The following is a 12,854-nucleotide window of genomic DNA, read 5'->3' as shown; positions in this document are numbered from 1 at the left end:
TCAGCCCGCTTCGGCCTCCCGGGCCTCCGCGGCTCGGTGCTCCGCCTTCTGGGTGCGCCAGCGCTCCAGCATCTTGGGCAGCTCCCGCTGGACGAACTCGAAGAAGTCGGCGGTCTCGGTGATCCGCTGCCCCGCCGGGGTGGCGGGGCCGAGCACCTTCGCACCGTCCCGCATGGTGCTCTCCCAGCGGGCGACGATCTGGTCGCGGCGGGTCAGGGTCTCGTACCAGACCTCGTTGTTGTAGAGCCGGTAGCGATCGCGGCGGGAGCCCGGCTCGCGCTCCCGCACCACCATGTCCACCTGGGACAGATAGCGGATCGCGCCAGACACCGCGGCCGGGCTGATCCGCAGCCGCTCGGCGAGCTCGGCCGAGGTGAGCGCCCCGGCGTCGGAGACGAGAAGCGCCGCGAAGACCCGCGCGGCCATCCGCTGCATCCCAGCCTCGGTCAGATCGGCCGCGAACCGCTCGACGAACCTGGACACCGCCATTTCATCCCGCGCGTGACCGGGCGCGTCCTCTGGTTCGATCGTCTCCCTCACCGCTTCATCATCTCCTCTCTTCGTCACATCATCATAAGTTTATACGGTTCCTTAACTTCACAAATTTGTGAAACTAGCGTAGCTTCGGAATCATGAAAACGGCAATCTCCGTGTCCGGCCTGCACAAGTCCTTCGGCCGGACCCACGCGTTGGACGGCCTCGACCTCGAAGTCGAGGCAGGTGAGGTCCATGGCTTCCTCGGGCCCAACGGCGCCGGGAAGTCCACGACCATCCGGGTCCTCCTCGGGCTGCTCCGTGCCGACTCCGGCGCGGTGCAGATGCTGGGCAAGGACCCCTGGCACGACGCCGTCGACCTCCACCGCCACATCGCGTACGTCCCCGGAGACGTCACCCTGTGGCGCAACCTGAGCGGTGGAGAGGTCATCGATCTGTACGGGCGGCTGCGTGGCGGTCTGGACACCGCACGCCGCGCCGAGCTCCTCGATCGTTTCGAGCTCGACCCCACCAAGAAGGGCCGTACCTACTCCAAGGGCAATCGCCAGAAGGTCGCCCTGGTCGCCGCGTTCGCATCCGAAGTGGAGCTGCTGATCTTCGACGAGCCGACCTCCGGGCTCGATCCGCTCATGGAGGAGGTCTTCCGCGAGTGCGTCGCCGAGGAGCGCGACCGCGGTCGCACGGTGCTGCTCTCCAGCCACATCCTCAGCGAGGTCGAGGCGCTCTGCCGGAGGGTGAGCATCATCCGCAAGGGCAGGAGGGTGGAGTCCGGCACACTCACCGAGCTGCGCCATCTGACCCGTACGTCGGTGACCGCCGAGCTCGCCGGCGAGCCGAACGGCCTGTCCGGCCTCCCCGGTGTGCACAACGTGGACATCCAGGGCCGCCAGGTCAAGCTCCAGGTCGACTCCGACAAGATGGACGCCGTACTGCGCCAGCTCACCCAGGTGGGCGTGCGCAGCCTCATCTCCACCCCGCCCACCCTGGAAGAGCTCTTCCTCCGCCACTACCAGGACGACATCTCGCGCACGGAAGCCGAGGCGATCGCCCGATGAGCGCCGTAGCCGACGCCCGGGTCTCCCCCCGCTCCCGCGGATCGGCCCACGATCTGGCCGGCACGGGCACGCTGCTGCGGCTCGCCCTGCGGCGCGACCGGATCATGATGCCGGTGTGGGTGCTGTGCCTGGGGCTCACGGCCAGCAGCACCGTCGGCCGTCTGAAGAGCGCGTACGACACTCCCCAACGCCGCGCCGACCTCGTCCATGACATGAACGGGAACGGCTCGACACGCGCCCTGTTCGGCGCCGCCTTCGACGACTCGCTCGGCGCGCTCACCGTCTGGCGCGTGGGCGCCTTCCTGACGGTGTTCGCCGCGATCATGAGCCTGCTCATCGTGGTCCGGCACACCCGTGAGGAGGAGGAGACCGGCCGCCAGGAGGCGCTCTCCTCCGGCATGGTCGGCCGCCGCGCCGGTCTCACCTCGGCCCTGCTCGCCGTGGGCATCGCCAACGGCGCGGTGACCCTGCTCATCGCGGGCAGCCTCGCGGGCCAGGGCGGCACCGGCGCGCTCGCGCTCGGCCTCGCCGTCGGTCTGTCCGGTATGGCCTTCGGCGGTCTGGCCGCCGTCGCCGCCCAGCTCACGGAGAACGCACGGCTGGCCCGGGGCCTGAGCTCCGCCCTGGTCGGCGTCGCCTTCGTGCTGCGCATGGCGGGTGACGCCGCGGAGGACGGCAGCAAGGGCTCCGGCCATGTCCTGGTCTGGCTCTCGCCCCTCGGCTGGGCCGAGTACGCCCGGCCGTACGCGGACGAGCGCTGGTGGCCGCTGCTGCTCATCGCCGTGCTCGCCGCGGCCTCGATCACCCTCGCGTACTCCCTCGTGGGCCGTCGCGACGTGGGCGCCAGCTTCTACGCCAGCCGCCCCGGCCCACCGACCGCAGGCCCGCTCCTGAGCGGGGTCTACGGCCTGGGCTGGCGGCTTCAGCGCGGCGCCCTGCTCGGCTGGGCCGCGGGCTTCGTCTTCGCGGGCGCCATCTTCGGCGGCATCTCCGACGGTGCCAATGACTTCCTCGGCGACAGCGAACAGACCCGCGACATCATCCAGCGGATGGGCGGCGCCCAGGGGCTGAACGACGCGTTCCTGGCCGCCATGGTCGGCGTCCTCGGCACCATCCTCACCGTCTACACCGCAAGCTCCGTGCTGCGGCTGCGCGGTGAGGAGACCGACCAGCGCGCCGAGCCCCTGCTGTCCAACGCGGTGAGCCGGCTGCGCTGGGCCGGGAGCCATCTGATCATCGCCTATCTCGGCCCGGTGGTCATCCTCGCCATCGGCGGTCTGGCGCTGGGCCTGGGCTACGGCATCGCGGCGGGCGATCTGGCCGAGCAGCTCCCCCGCTGCCTGGGCGCCGCCCTCTCCCAGCTCCCGGCGCTGTGGGTGCTCACCAGCGTGACGCTCTTCCTCGTGGGCGTGGTGCCGAAGTACTCGGCGGCGGCCTGGGCCTTCGTCGGCTGGGTGGTGGCCATCGGCTGGATGGGCCCGGCGATGGAGCTGTCCGACTCCGTCATGGACACCTCGCCCTTCAGCCATCTGCCGAAGCTGCCGGGCGACGAGGTCACGGCCGCGCCGTTCCTGTGGCTGCTGCTGCTCTCGGTCGTTCTCGCCGCCGGAGGACTGGTGGGTCTGCGCCGCCGCGACATCGGCGGCTGACCCCCGTCGGCCCACCACATCCCGGCAACCGCCCCCCGTTGTCCACAGGCTGTGGACAACGGGGGGCTCGTCTGTCCCGGCTGTCCCGGCTGTCCTGGCCGTCCCGGCCGTCCTGGCCGCGTCGGCTCCGCCGTCGCCGTCGCCGCCGACTCCGCTCAGATTTCGACCAGCAGCTCCCGCAGCCCGCGGATGACGAAGTTCGTTCCCCGCTCCGGCTCCCCGACCAACCGCATCCCGGGCGCCTTGCGGAGCAGGGCCCCGAAGGAGGCCATGAGCTCCAGACGGGCCAGCGGGGCGCCCAGGCAGTAGTGGATCCCGGCGCCGAAGCTGACATGGGGATTGTCGGCCCGGAAGAGATCGAGGTCGTCGGGGCGGTCGAAGCGGGCCGGATCGCGATTGGCCGAGCCGAAGAGCAGCGCGACCTCGCCGCCGCGCGGAATGACCGTGCCGCCGACCTCGATGTCCTCCAGCACCCAGCGTTCGAAGAGCTGGAGCGGGGTGTCGAAGCGCAGGAGTTCGTCCACGGCGGTGGGCAGCAGCGCATCGGGGTCGGCGCGGAGCGCGGCGAGCTGCTCGGGGTGGCGGAAGAGCGCCCACCAGCCGTTTCCGGTGCTGTTCACCGTGGCCTCGTGGCCCGCGTTGAGCAGCAGCACACAGGTGGAGATCATCTCCTGCTCGGTGAGCCGGTCGCCCTCGTCGTACGCGGCGATGAGTCCGCTGATCAGATCGTCCCCCGGGGACTTGCGGCGCTCGTCGATCAGCCCGCGCAGATAGGCGGAGAACTCCACAGACGCGCGCACGGCCCGGCGCGCCGTCTCCTCGCTCGGGCTCAGCTCGTACATTCCGCAGATCTCCGCTGACCAGGGCCGCAGCGCGGGGCGGTCGGCCGGCGGAATGCCCAGCATCTCGGCGATGACGGCGACCGGCAGCGGTTCGGCGACCGCCGCGATGAGATCGCCGCCGCCCGAGGCCACGAAGGAGTCGACGAGTTCCCCCGCGAGCCGCTGGATCGTCGGCACCAGCGCCTCGACCGTCCTCGGGGTGAACGCCTTGGAGACGAGGCGGCGCAGCCGGGTGTGGTCCGGCGGTTCGAGATCGAGCATGCCGTGGTCGTTGAGGGTGTGGAACGGCTCGTGCTCGGGCGGCGGCGCGGTGCGGCCGAACTCCTCATGGCTGAAGCGGTGGAGATAGGTGCGGCCGAGCCGGCGGTCCCGCAACAGGGCGCTGACATCCGCGTGGCGCGGGATCAGCCACTGGCGGGAGGGCTCGAACCAGTGGGCCCGGCCGCCCTCGCGCAGCTCGGCGTAGGCCGGATACGGGTCCGCGACGAACGACGGCCGCCAGGGGTCGAAGACGGGGGCTTCGGCGCTGCTGCTCATCCCCGGACGGTACCGCGCCCGGCCCGGTCAGCCCCCGGGGGTCACCAGACGCACCTCGTAGGCGAACACCGCCGCCTGGGTGCGGTCGCGCAGCCCCAGTTTCACCAGGATCCGGCTGACATGCGTCTTCACCGTCGACTCGGCCACGATCAGCCGCTCGGCGATCTCGGCGTTGGAGCAGCCCTGGGCGACCAGCACCAGGACCTCGTTCTCCCGCTCGGTCAACTCGGCCAGCCGACCCTGCGGGGAGGGCAGCGGGACGCCGAACCCGGCGGCCTCGCCGATCCGCGAGAACGTGGTGATCAGACGCTTGGTGACGGTCGGCGCGAGCAGCGCCTCGCCCGCCGCCACAATCCGTACCGCATCGCCGAGCTGACGGGCGGAGGCGTCCTTGAGCAGAAAGCCGCTCGCTCCGGAGCGCAGCGCCTGGTAGACGTACTCGTCCAGATCGAAGGTGGTCAGGACGAGCACCTTGGCGTCCGCGTCCGCCGCGACGATCTCACGGGTGGCCTCGAGGCCGTTGACCTCCGGCATCCGGATGTCCATCAGGACCACATCGGGGCGCAGGGCGGCGACCTGGGCGATGGCCTGGCGCCCGTCGACCGCCTCGCCGACGACCTCGATATCGGGCTGGGCGTTCAGCAGCACGGAGAAACCCTCGCGGACCATCACCTGATCGTCGGCGATCAGCACGCGGATGGGAGAGGTGGGGAGGGCGGGAGGTGTGGCCGGGGTGGGGGCGTCGGTGGTCATGGCTTCATCGTCTCCCCCGCCGGGGCGGGGCCCTTCCTCGGTCCCGATGCCTCCGGGGCGGGGCCCTTCTTGAGTCCGGGCCCCGGCTTCGGGGTCGATGGCTCGGAGGCGGGCCCGCGCTTCGGTGCGGATGCCTCGGAGGCGGGCCCGCGCTTCGGTGCCGATGGCTCCGGTCCGGACGCCTCCGCTTCTTCCGCGGCCGCGGCGACCGGGATGAAGACCGCGACCTCGTAGCCGCCGTCCTCCTCCACCGCTCCCGCCGTCATCTCCCCGTTCAGCATCGCCACGCGCTCCCGCATCCCGAGCAGCCCGTGGCCCATGCCCGGGGAGGGCCGTACGGCCTGGGTGGGCGGGCCGTTGACGATCCGCAGGCCCAGACCGCCGAGGACATAGGCGACCTCGACGCGGGCGGTGCTCCCGGGGGCGTGGCGCAGCGCGTTGGAGAGCGCCTCCTGGGCGATTCGGTAGGCGGACAGCTCCACACCGGAGGGCAGCGGGCGTACGGCGCCGGTGATGATGTGCTCGACGGTCAGCCCCGCCGCCCGGACCCCCGCGAAGAGCGTGTCGAGCGTGGCGAGGGTCGGCTGGGGCGCCTCGGGGTCGGCGTCGGCGTAGGCATCGGGGTCGTCGGCGCGTACGACGCCGAGGACGCGGCGGAGTTCGGTGAGTGCGGCGACCGCGTTCTCGCGGATGGTCGCGAAGCTGGTGGCCAGCTCCTCGGGCGGGTTCGCCACCCGGTAGGGCGCCGCCTCCGCCTGGATGGCGATCACGGACATATGGTGCGCGACGACATCGTGCAGCTCACGGGCGATGGTCGCGCGCTCCTCCAGCAGCGTGCGGCGCGAGCGCTCCTCGTAGGTGGCCGACTGCTGCACGGCCACCTGCTGCTTGGTCTCGCGCAGACTGCGCCGGGAGACGACGGCGCCCACGAGGACGCCGGAGGTGACCACCATGGGGAAGGCGTTCGTGTGCCCCCCAACGGCGCTGAAATCGCAGGCGATCCCGAACGCTGCCGTGAGCAGCAGCATCTGCCCGGCCACCCGCGGGCGGTTCTGGCTCGCGACGATCACCATCACCGCGACATGCGAGGCGAAGAGGGTCGCCGGCCAGGGCCACATGCTGCTTCCGACCGGTTCGGGGGCGACCATGCCCCACAAGACGCTCGCCGCGAAGGACAGCCACCAGGCGCCGATCGGCCGGTAGAGCGCCAGCAGCAGGGGCGCGCCGCTGAGCAGAGCCGTCCCCACGCCCTCGGTTTCGTTCGCCACGGCCATGAGGTAGAAGGCGAAGGCCGCGATCGCGGCCTGTGGCAGCCACGGCGCGTACGGCCGGGCCGACCGGGGCACCTTGCGCACCAGCGGATGCGTGGCGCCGAGCGGCGGCAGCGGGCGGAGCGCGAAGGCGCCGGTGATCAGGTCCTTCCGCAGATCGGACAACGCCCGGCGGATGGTGCGGAGTTCGGTCCGCGGAATCGTCTGAGTCACGCCGACCACGGTAGAGAGCGCGCCCCGCGCCGTCGTCCCCGGGAATGTGGATTGTGCGGAGTCCACCTCAAGTACTACGTGGGGGGGGCGGCGGTCCGGGGCTGTGGGTGTGGGTGTGGGTGTGGGTGTGGGTGTGGGTCGATGCTACGGGGCCGGGGGCGCCCGGTACTACGCAGTCCGGGGCGCCCCGGCCAGGCGGGCGATTTCGTCGGCGACCGTGTGGGCGACGGGCGTGGTGGGGTCGATCGGCGGGAAGTGTCCGCCCTCGGCCCTGACCAGCCGTACGTCCTGCCCGGCCTGGGCCGCGGCCGCCGCGAAGGCGTCCGCGACCGCCGGTGGTACGTCGATGTCGGTGCCGCCCTGCACGATGGTGGTGGGGATCGCGGTGGGCAGCAGCGCGGCGGGGTCGGCGAGGGCCAGCCGGGCCGTCAGTTCGGCGCCGTCGCCGAGGAGTTCGCCGACGGCGCCGGAGCAGACGTCCAGCGCACGGGCCGTGGCGAAGTCCGCGATGGGGGCGAGGGCGACGACACCGCGGAGCGGGGAGGGGGAGGGCAGATGCCAGGGAGTGCCGGACGGCAGCCGATGCCGGGCCGCGGCCCACAGCGCGGCGTGCCCGCCCGCGGAGTGCCCGGTGAGCACCACGCGGTCCGGGTCGACCGCCCCTGGGCCCCCGGGACCTCCGGGCAGCCCAAGCTCCCGGGCGAGGCCCGGCACGGTGTCGACGGCGGCCGCGATGTCGTCCAGCGTCTCCGGCCACCGCCCCGCCCGCGCGGGGCGCGACGGCTCCAGGGAGCCCTCACCGTCCGCGCCCACCGCACCCCGGCGGTACTCGACCGACGCAACCATCAGGCCCCGCCCCGCCAGGAACGCGGCGAAGGGCGAGACATGGCGGCGGTCGTAAGGGGCGCGCCAGGCGCCGCCGTGGAAGAGGAGGACCAGCGGAGCGGGACGGGGGGCCCACCGCGCCCCGGGCGGGTCGCCAGGCATTCCCCGGGGCGGAAAGTAGAAGTCCACCACCTGGTCCGGGTGTTCGCCGTACGCGATGGTCCGGTCCGGGGTCACGGGGGCGAGCCCGAAGACCGACGTCTCCTCGGCCGCCGCCCCGCCCACCGGTCAGCCCTCCTTCAGCACGGCGGCCAGCACCCGCGCCGCCCGCTCCACCTCGGCGAAGCCGGTGTACAGCGGGGTGAAGCCGAAGCGCAGCACATCGGGGCGGCGGAAGTCGCCCACCACACCGCGCCGCACCAGCTCCGCCATCACCTCCCCCGCGTCCGCGCACCGCAGCGCCACCTGGCTGCCGCGCTCGGTGTGTGCGGCGGGCGTGAGGGACCGGACGCGGCCCGCCGGGGCGTAGTCCTCGACGCAGCGGAGGAAGAAGTCCGTCAGGGCCAGGCTCTTGGCCCTGACGTCCTCGATCGTCACGTCGTCCCACACCTCGAGCGCGGCCTCCAGCGCCAGCATCGAGAGGATGTCCGGGGTGCCGACGCGGCCGCGGACCGCCCCGTCGGCCGGGGTGTAGGCGGAGGCCATGCCGAAGGGGTCGGCATGCGAGTTCCAGCCGGGCAGCGGGGAGTCGAAGCCGGGCTGATGCGCACGCGCGACGTACAGATACGCGGGCGCGCCGGGCCCGCCGTTGAGGTACTTGTACGTGCAGCCGACCGCGAGGTCCACGCCGTGGGCGTCCAGCCCGACCGGCAGGGCGCCCGCGCTGTGGCACAGGTCCCACACCACGAGCGCGCCCGCCGCGTGCACGGCGGCCGTGGTCCCGGGCAGGTCGTGGAGGCGGCCGGTGCGGTAGTCCACGTGGTTGACGAGCGCGACGGCGGTCCGGGAGCCGACAGCGGAGGGGATGTCGCCCGCGGCCACCGGCCGCAGGGTGCAGCCGGTCATCCGGGCGGCGGACTCGGCGATATACCCGTCGGTGGGGAAGGTGGCCTCGTCGACCAGGATCTGATCGCGGTGAGCGCCGCGCTCCTGAGCCATCCGTACGGCCGCGACGACCGCCTTGAAGACGTTCACGCTCGTCGAGTCGCCGACGACCACCTGCCCGGGGGCGGCGCCGACGAGCCGGCCGACGCGGTCACCGATCCGCTCGGGCGCGGTCCACCAGCCGCTCTCCTCCCAGGAGCGGATGCGCAGCTGCCCCCACTCGCGGGCGACCACCTCGGCCAGCCGGGGCGGGACGGCGCGCGGCAGGGCGCCCAGTGAGTTGCCGTCGAGGTAGATGACGTCGTCGAGGGTGAAGGCGTCGCGCTTGGCGCGCAGCCGGTCGGCCGCGTCGAGCCTGGCGGCCTCGTCGGTGAGGGCGGCCGGGGGCAGACCGGTCTCGTCCTCGGTCAGACCGGGCTCGGCCGCACCCGTCCCGGCGGGAGCGGACTCAGCCGGAGCGGACTCAGCCGGAGCGGGCCGCGTGCCGGTCGGCTCAACACCGGCCGACTCGGTTCCAGCACCGGTCACCTCGGCTCCAGCACCGGCCGACTCGGCTTGAGCACCGTCCACCTCGGCTTCGGTACCGGTCGGCTCGGCCCCGGCCGACTCCGTGGGGATCGTCGCGTCAGACATGGCTGCGCGCCGTCCACAGCTCGGGGAAGACGGTCTTGGCCGCGCGCTTCTCCAGCCAGGCGACCCCGGCCGAGCCGCCCGTCCCCGTCTTGGCGCCCATCGCCCGCCGGGTCGCCACCAGATGGTCGTTGCGCCAGCGCCACACCAGCTCGGCGACCTCGGTGAGCGCCTCGCCGAGCCGGATCAGCTCACCGTCGCGCGGACCGGAGTAGATCTCCTCCCAGACCCGCTCCACGCCCGGATCCGGTTCGTAGCGCAGGGCGGGATCGCGGTCCAGCACGGACGCCGGTACGGCGAGGCCGCGGCGGGCGAGATAGCGCAGCACCTCGTCGTAGAGGCTGGGCTCGGTCAGCGCCTTCTCCAGTTCGGCGTGGACCCGCGGCGCGCCCCGGTGCGGGACGAGCATGGACGGGGACTTCTCGCCGAGCAGGAACTCCAGCCGCCGGTACATCGCCGACTGGAAGCCGGAGCCCTCGCCCAGCGCGGAGCGGTACGCGTTGAACTGGCCGGGGGTGAGATGGGCCAGTGGCGTCCAGGAGGCGTTGAGCGACTCCAGCTCGTAGGCCGAGCGCTGGAGCGCGGCCATCGCGGTGGGCAGATCGTCCTCGCGCAGTGCCTGCGCGGCGGTGTGCCACTCATGGACGAGGACGGTGAACCACAGCTCCATGACCTGGGTGGTGACCAGGAACACCATCTCGCCGGGGTCGTCGGAGAGTGGGTGCTGGAGGTGGGTGAGCACGGACGCCTGGACGTAGTCCTCGTACGGGGTGGTGCCGTTGAAATCCAGATGGGGCGCTTCGGCCTCGGCCCCGCTCGGCGCGGCGTGTTCAGGGACAGGTTGCTGCGACATCGCATCTCCTGAGGTACTGCTCGCTACCGGGTAGCGGTCCGCCCCTTCCTCTCGGTCTCGGAGCTCCGGTCCCCTCGGGGCCCACAGCCAAAGGGGCCCCGCACCGCATCATCCGCGCCGCACGGGCGATCGGCAAGTACGGAAGGGGCCCGTGGGGCATACGACGCCCCACAGGCCCGGTGCGCCTCATCACGCCTCGGCGGAGCCGATCCAGCGGAGCCGAATCACGGAGCCGAATCAACGGAGCCGAGCAGTTCAGAGGCGGCAGATCAGAAGCAGGCGGATCACCAGCGGCGGATCAGGAGAGCGTGTCCGCCGCGGTCGGGGAGCTCTCGCGCAGGAAGGTCGAGCAGCGCTCGTACTCCTCCTGCTCGCCGATGGCCTGCGCGGCGCGCGCGAGCGCGTGCAGGGCGCGCAGGAAGCCACGGTTGGGCTCATGCTCGAAGGGCACCGGGCCGTGGCCCTTCCAGCCGCTGCGGCGCAGGGCATCGAGTCCGCGGTGGTAGCCCGTGCGGGCGTACGCGTAGGACTCGACCACCCGGCCGGCCTCGAATGCCTCGTCGGCGAGCTGCGCCCAGGCGAGCGAGGAGGCCGGGTACTTCGCGGCGACCTCGGACGGGGCCGCGCCGGAGGCGAGCAGCTCCCGGGGCTCGGGATCGTCGGGCAGATGGGTCGGGGGCGGTCCCCCGAGCAGGTTCTCGTGAATGGCCATGGGTTCCAGTCTGCCTGGTCCGGGGCCCCATCCGACACGCTCAAGCCATGTGGCCGTCGATCCGAGAGGCGCGTACGGCACGAAGTGGGTGCCCGGGGGCCAGGTGCGAAGAGGACGCGGGTCAGGTGCGGAGACGGCGCGGGTCAAGTGCGGAGACGGCGCGAGTCACGTACGGAGACGGCTCGGGTCACGTGCGGGGGCGTTCCTCGCCCGGGTCCAGGGGCGGCGCGCCCACACCGCAGTGGTATGTGCACTCGGGGCGGCACGGCGGCCGCTCCGCCCGCCGCGCGGCAACCTCGGCCCCCTCCGGCGCCACGACCGGCTCCGCGCGAGGCTCCGCACCCGCTTCCGCCTCCGGCACACCCGCTTCCACCCCCGGCCCCGCGACCGCCTCGGCGCCCGGCTCCGGGCCCGCCTGCTCCAGGGCGCTCGAACTCACCGTGCGCCACGCGATGACCGCGCCCAGCACCAGCACCCCGGCACAGATCGGCATCGCCCGCCGGAAGGTGTCCGCGAACGCGTCCGCCGATCGGTACGCCTCCGGGCCCATCCCCGCGAGCAGCGGCAGCGCCGCCACCGCGACCAGGCCCGCCGCGCGGGCCGCCGCGTTGTTGACCCCGCTGGCCAGACCCGCGCGGGCGACGTCCACCGAGGCCAGGACGGTCGCGGTGAGCGGGGCGACCACGACCACCATGCCCATGCCCAGCACCACCAGCGCGGGCAGGATGTCCCGCCAGTACACCGCCCCCACCCCGGCCCGGGTCATCAGCAGCATCCCCGCCGCGCACAGCAGCGGGCCGACGGTCAGCGGGATCCGTGGGCCGATGCGCTTGCCCAGCTCGCCCGAACGGGCCGACAGCAGCAGCATCAGCATGGTCGTGGGCAACAGCGCGGTACCGGCGACGAGCGCGGAGTAGCCCACGACCACCTGGAGGTCGAGCACCGAGAGGAAGAAGAAGCCGCCGAAGGCCGCGTAGACGCACAGGGTCACCGCGTTGACGGCGGTGAACTGGTGCGAGGAGAAGATGGAGAGCGGCAGCATCGGCTCGCGCAGCCTCCGCTCCACGGCGACGAAGACCGCTCCCAGCACCAGCCCGGCGACGGCCGGAACCACCACGGCGGGCGAGGCGCCCTTCTGCGGCGCGGCGATCAGCGCATAGGTCACCAGGCCGAGGGCCGCCGCCCCCAGCACGGCGCCGAGCACGTCGAACTGGCCGTGCGCCCGCGGATTGCTGGTCTCCGGTACGTGGCGCAAAGCGACCGGCACACACACCGCCGCCAGCGGCACATTGATGAAGAACACCCAGCGCCAGCCGGGCCCGTCCACCAGCCAGCCGCCGAGGAACGGCCCGATCGCCGCCCCGATCCCGCCGAAGCCGGACCACAGCCCGATCGCCCGCGCCCGGTCATCGGGGTGGATCACCGACTGGATCAGCGCCAGCGACCCGGGGGTGAGCAGCGCCCCGCCGATGCCCTGGAACGCACGCGCGGCGATCAGCACCCCGGCGTTCGGCGCCAGCCCGCACGCCAGCGAGGCCAGCGCGAACCACACCACCCCGGTGACGAACACCCGCCGCCGCCCGAACCGGTCCCCGAGCGACCCGCCGAGCAGGATCAGCCCGGCGAGGGTGAGCATGTAGGCGTTGACGGTCCACTGCAAGACGGCGAGATCGGCGCCCAGGTCGAGCCCGATGCGCGGCAGGGCGACATTGACGACGGTGCTGTCGAGGAGGGCCATGGCGGAGCCCAGCACGGTGGTGAACACAAGCCACCGCCCGGCCGGCACGGACAGTGGTACCGGCCGACCGGTTCCCGGAGCGTCCCCCGCTCCGGGCGTGGAGCCGCCCATACCTGGATCATCCCCTGCGTTGCCCCTGTGAGGCCAGCCCATGGGTGCGGCGCCCGCCGTTCCCTG

11 protein-coding genes are annotated in these 12,854 nt (G+C 72.8%); 2 read left to right on the top strand and 9 right to left on the bottom strand.

Annotated features, from left to right (window positions below):
* Complete coding sequence (locus AB0E24_RS13895; RefSeq protein WP_371352219.1) at positions 1 to 540, bottom strand: GbsR/MarR family transcriptional regulator; 540 nt, start codon at positions 538 to 540, stop codon at positions 1 to 3.
* A gap of 92 nt (positions 541 to 632) precedes the next feature.
* Here AB0E24_RS13895 and AB0E24_RS13890 point away from each other — a divergent pair, with 92 nt between their 5' ends.
* Together AB0E24_RS13890 and AB0E24_RS13885 are read left to right on the top strand one after the other, a co-directional pair.
* The gene (locus tag AB0E24_RS13890) at positions 633 to 1,550 is read left to right on the top strand and encodes an ABC transporter ATP-binding protein (protein ID WP_079258411.1); all 918 of its coding nucleotides are present in this window, start codon (positions 633 to 635) and stop codon (positions 1,548 to 1,550) included.
* Positions 1,547 to 3,199, top strand: a complete 1,653-nt coding sequence (locus AB0E24_RS13885) for an ABC transporter permease (RefSeq protein WP_359376884.1) — start codon at positions 1,547 to 1,549, stop codon at positions 3,197 to 3,199. Before AB0E24_RS13890 ends, AB0E24_RS13885 begins: the two co-directional genes overlap by 4 nt.
* Positions 3,200 to 3,354: 155 nt before the next feature.
* Here the strand turns inward: AB0E24_RS13885 and AB0E24_RS13880 are convergent, their stop codons facing one another.
* From AB0E24_RS13880 to AB0E24_RS13845, 8 genes are all read right to left on the bottom strand, one after another.
* Entirely contained in the window at positions 3,355 to 4,578 is a 1,224-nt protein-coding gene (locus AB0E24_RS13880; RefSeq protein ID WP_359376881.1) for a cytochrome P450, read from the bottom strand.
* A 27-nt stretch (positions 4,579 to 4,605) separates the two neighbouring features.
* Positions 4,606 to 5,331: a response regulator gene (locus AB0E24_RS13875; RefSeq protein WP_102935293.1), complete on the bottom strand. Its 726-nt coding sequence runs from the start codon at positions 5,329 to 5,331 to the stop codon at positions 4,606 to 4,608.
* Positions 5,328 to 6,815, bottom strand: coding sequence for a sensor histidine kinase (locus AB0E24_RS13870; RefSeq protein ID WP_435865276.1), 1,488 nt, complete (start codon positions 6,813 to 6,815; stop codon positions 5,328 to 5,330). The genes AB0E24_RS13875 and AB0E24_RS13870 overlap by 4 nt, the downstream gene beginning before the upstream one ends.
* Before the next feature lie 168 nt (positions 6,816 to 6,983).
* Complete coding sequence (locus AB0E24_RS13865) at positions 6,984 to 7,925, bottom strand: alpha/beta hydrolase (protein ID WP_359376875.1); 942 nt, start codon at positions 7,923 to 7,925, stop codon at positions 6,984 to 6,986.
* 3 nt (positions 7,926 to 7,928) lie between these two features.
* Complete coding sequence (kynU, locus tag AB0E24_RS13860; protein WP_359376872.1) at positions 7,929 to 9,377, bottom strand: kynureninase; 1,449 nt, start codon at positions 9,375 to 9,377, stop codon at positions 7,929 to 7,931.
* On the bottom strand, positions 9,370 to 10,227 hold the full coding sequence (locus AB0E24_RS13855) for a tryptophan 2,3-dioxygenase family protein (RefSeq protein ID WP_069872738.1): 858 nt from the start codon (positions 10,225 to 10,227) through the stop codon (positions 9,370 to 9,372). The genes kynU and AB0E24_RS13855 overlap by 8 nt, the downstream gene beginning before the upstream one ends.
* Positions 10,228 to 10,525: 298 nt before the next feature.
* The gene (locus tag AB0E24_RS13850; RefSeq protein WP_069872736.1) at positions 10,526 to 10,939 is read right to left on the bottom strand and encodes a DUF3151 domain-containing protein; all 414 of its coding nucleotides are present in this window, start codon (positions 10,937 to 10,939) and stop codon (positions 10,526 to 10,528) included.
* Positions 10,940 to 11,126: 187 nt separating this feature from the next.
* The gene (locus AB0E24_RS13845; protein ID WP_359376867.1) at positions 11,127 to 12,788 is read right to left on the bottom strand and encodes a DHA2 family efflux MFS transporter permease subunit; all 1,662 of its coding nucleotides are present in this window, start codon (positions 12,786 to 12,788) and stop codon (positions 11,127 to 11,129) included.
* Positions 12,789 to 12,854: the final 66 nt, after the last annotated feature.

This window comes from Streptomyces malaysiensis subsp. malaysiensis (genome assembly GCF_040653035.1).
Lineage (GTDB): Bacteria > Actinomycetota > Actinomycetes > Streptomycetales > Streptomycetaceae > Streptomyces > Streptomyces malaysiensis.
This window is presented reverse-complemented; position numbering and strand designations above follow the sequence as displayed.

Coding starts and splice junctions, on each gene's coding strand:
- AB0E24_RS13885 (WP_359376884.1), top strand. CDS start 1,547: ATGAGCGCCGTAGCCGACGCCCGGGTCTCCCCCCGCTCCCGCGGATCG.
- AB0E24_RS13890 (WP_079258411.1), top strand. CDS start 633: ATGAAAACGGCAATCTCCGTGTCCGGCCTGCACAAGTCCTTCGGCCGG.
- AB0E24_RS13845 (WP_359376867.1), bottom strand. CDS start 12,788: ATGGGCGGCTCCACGCCCGGAGCGGGGGACGCTCCGGGAACCGGTCGG.
- AB0E24_RS13850 (WP_069872736.1), bottom strand. CDS start 10,939: ATGGCCATTCACGAGAACCTGCTCGGGGGACCGCCCCCGACCCATCTG.
- AB0E24_RS13855 (WP_069872738.1), bottom strand. CDS start 10,227: ATGTCGCAGCAACCTGTCCCTGAACACGCCGCGCCGAGCGGGGCCGAG.
- AB0E24_RS13880 (WP_359376881.1), bottom strand. CDS start 4,578: ATGAGCAGCAGCGCCGAAGCCCCCGTCTTCGACCCCTGGCGGCCGTCG.
- kynU (WP_359376872.1), bottom strand. CDS start 9,377: ATGTCTGACGCGACGATCCCCACGGAGTCGGCCGGGGCCGAGCCGACC.
- AB0E24_RS13875 (WP_102935293.1), bottom strand. CDS start 5,331: ATGACCACCGACGCCCCCACCCCGGCCACACCTCCCGCCCTCCCCACC.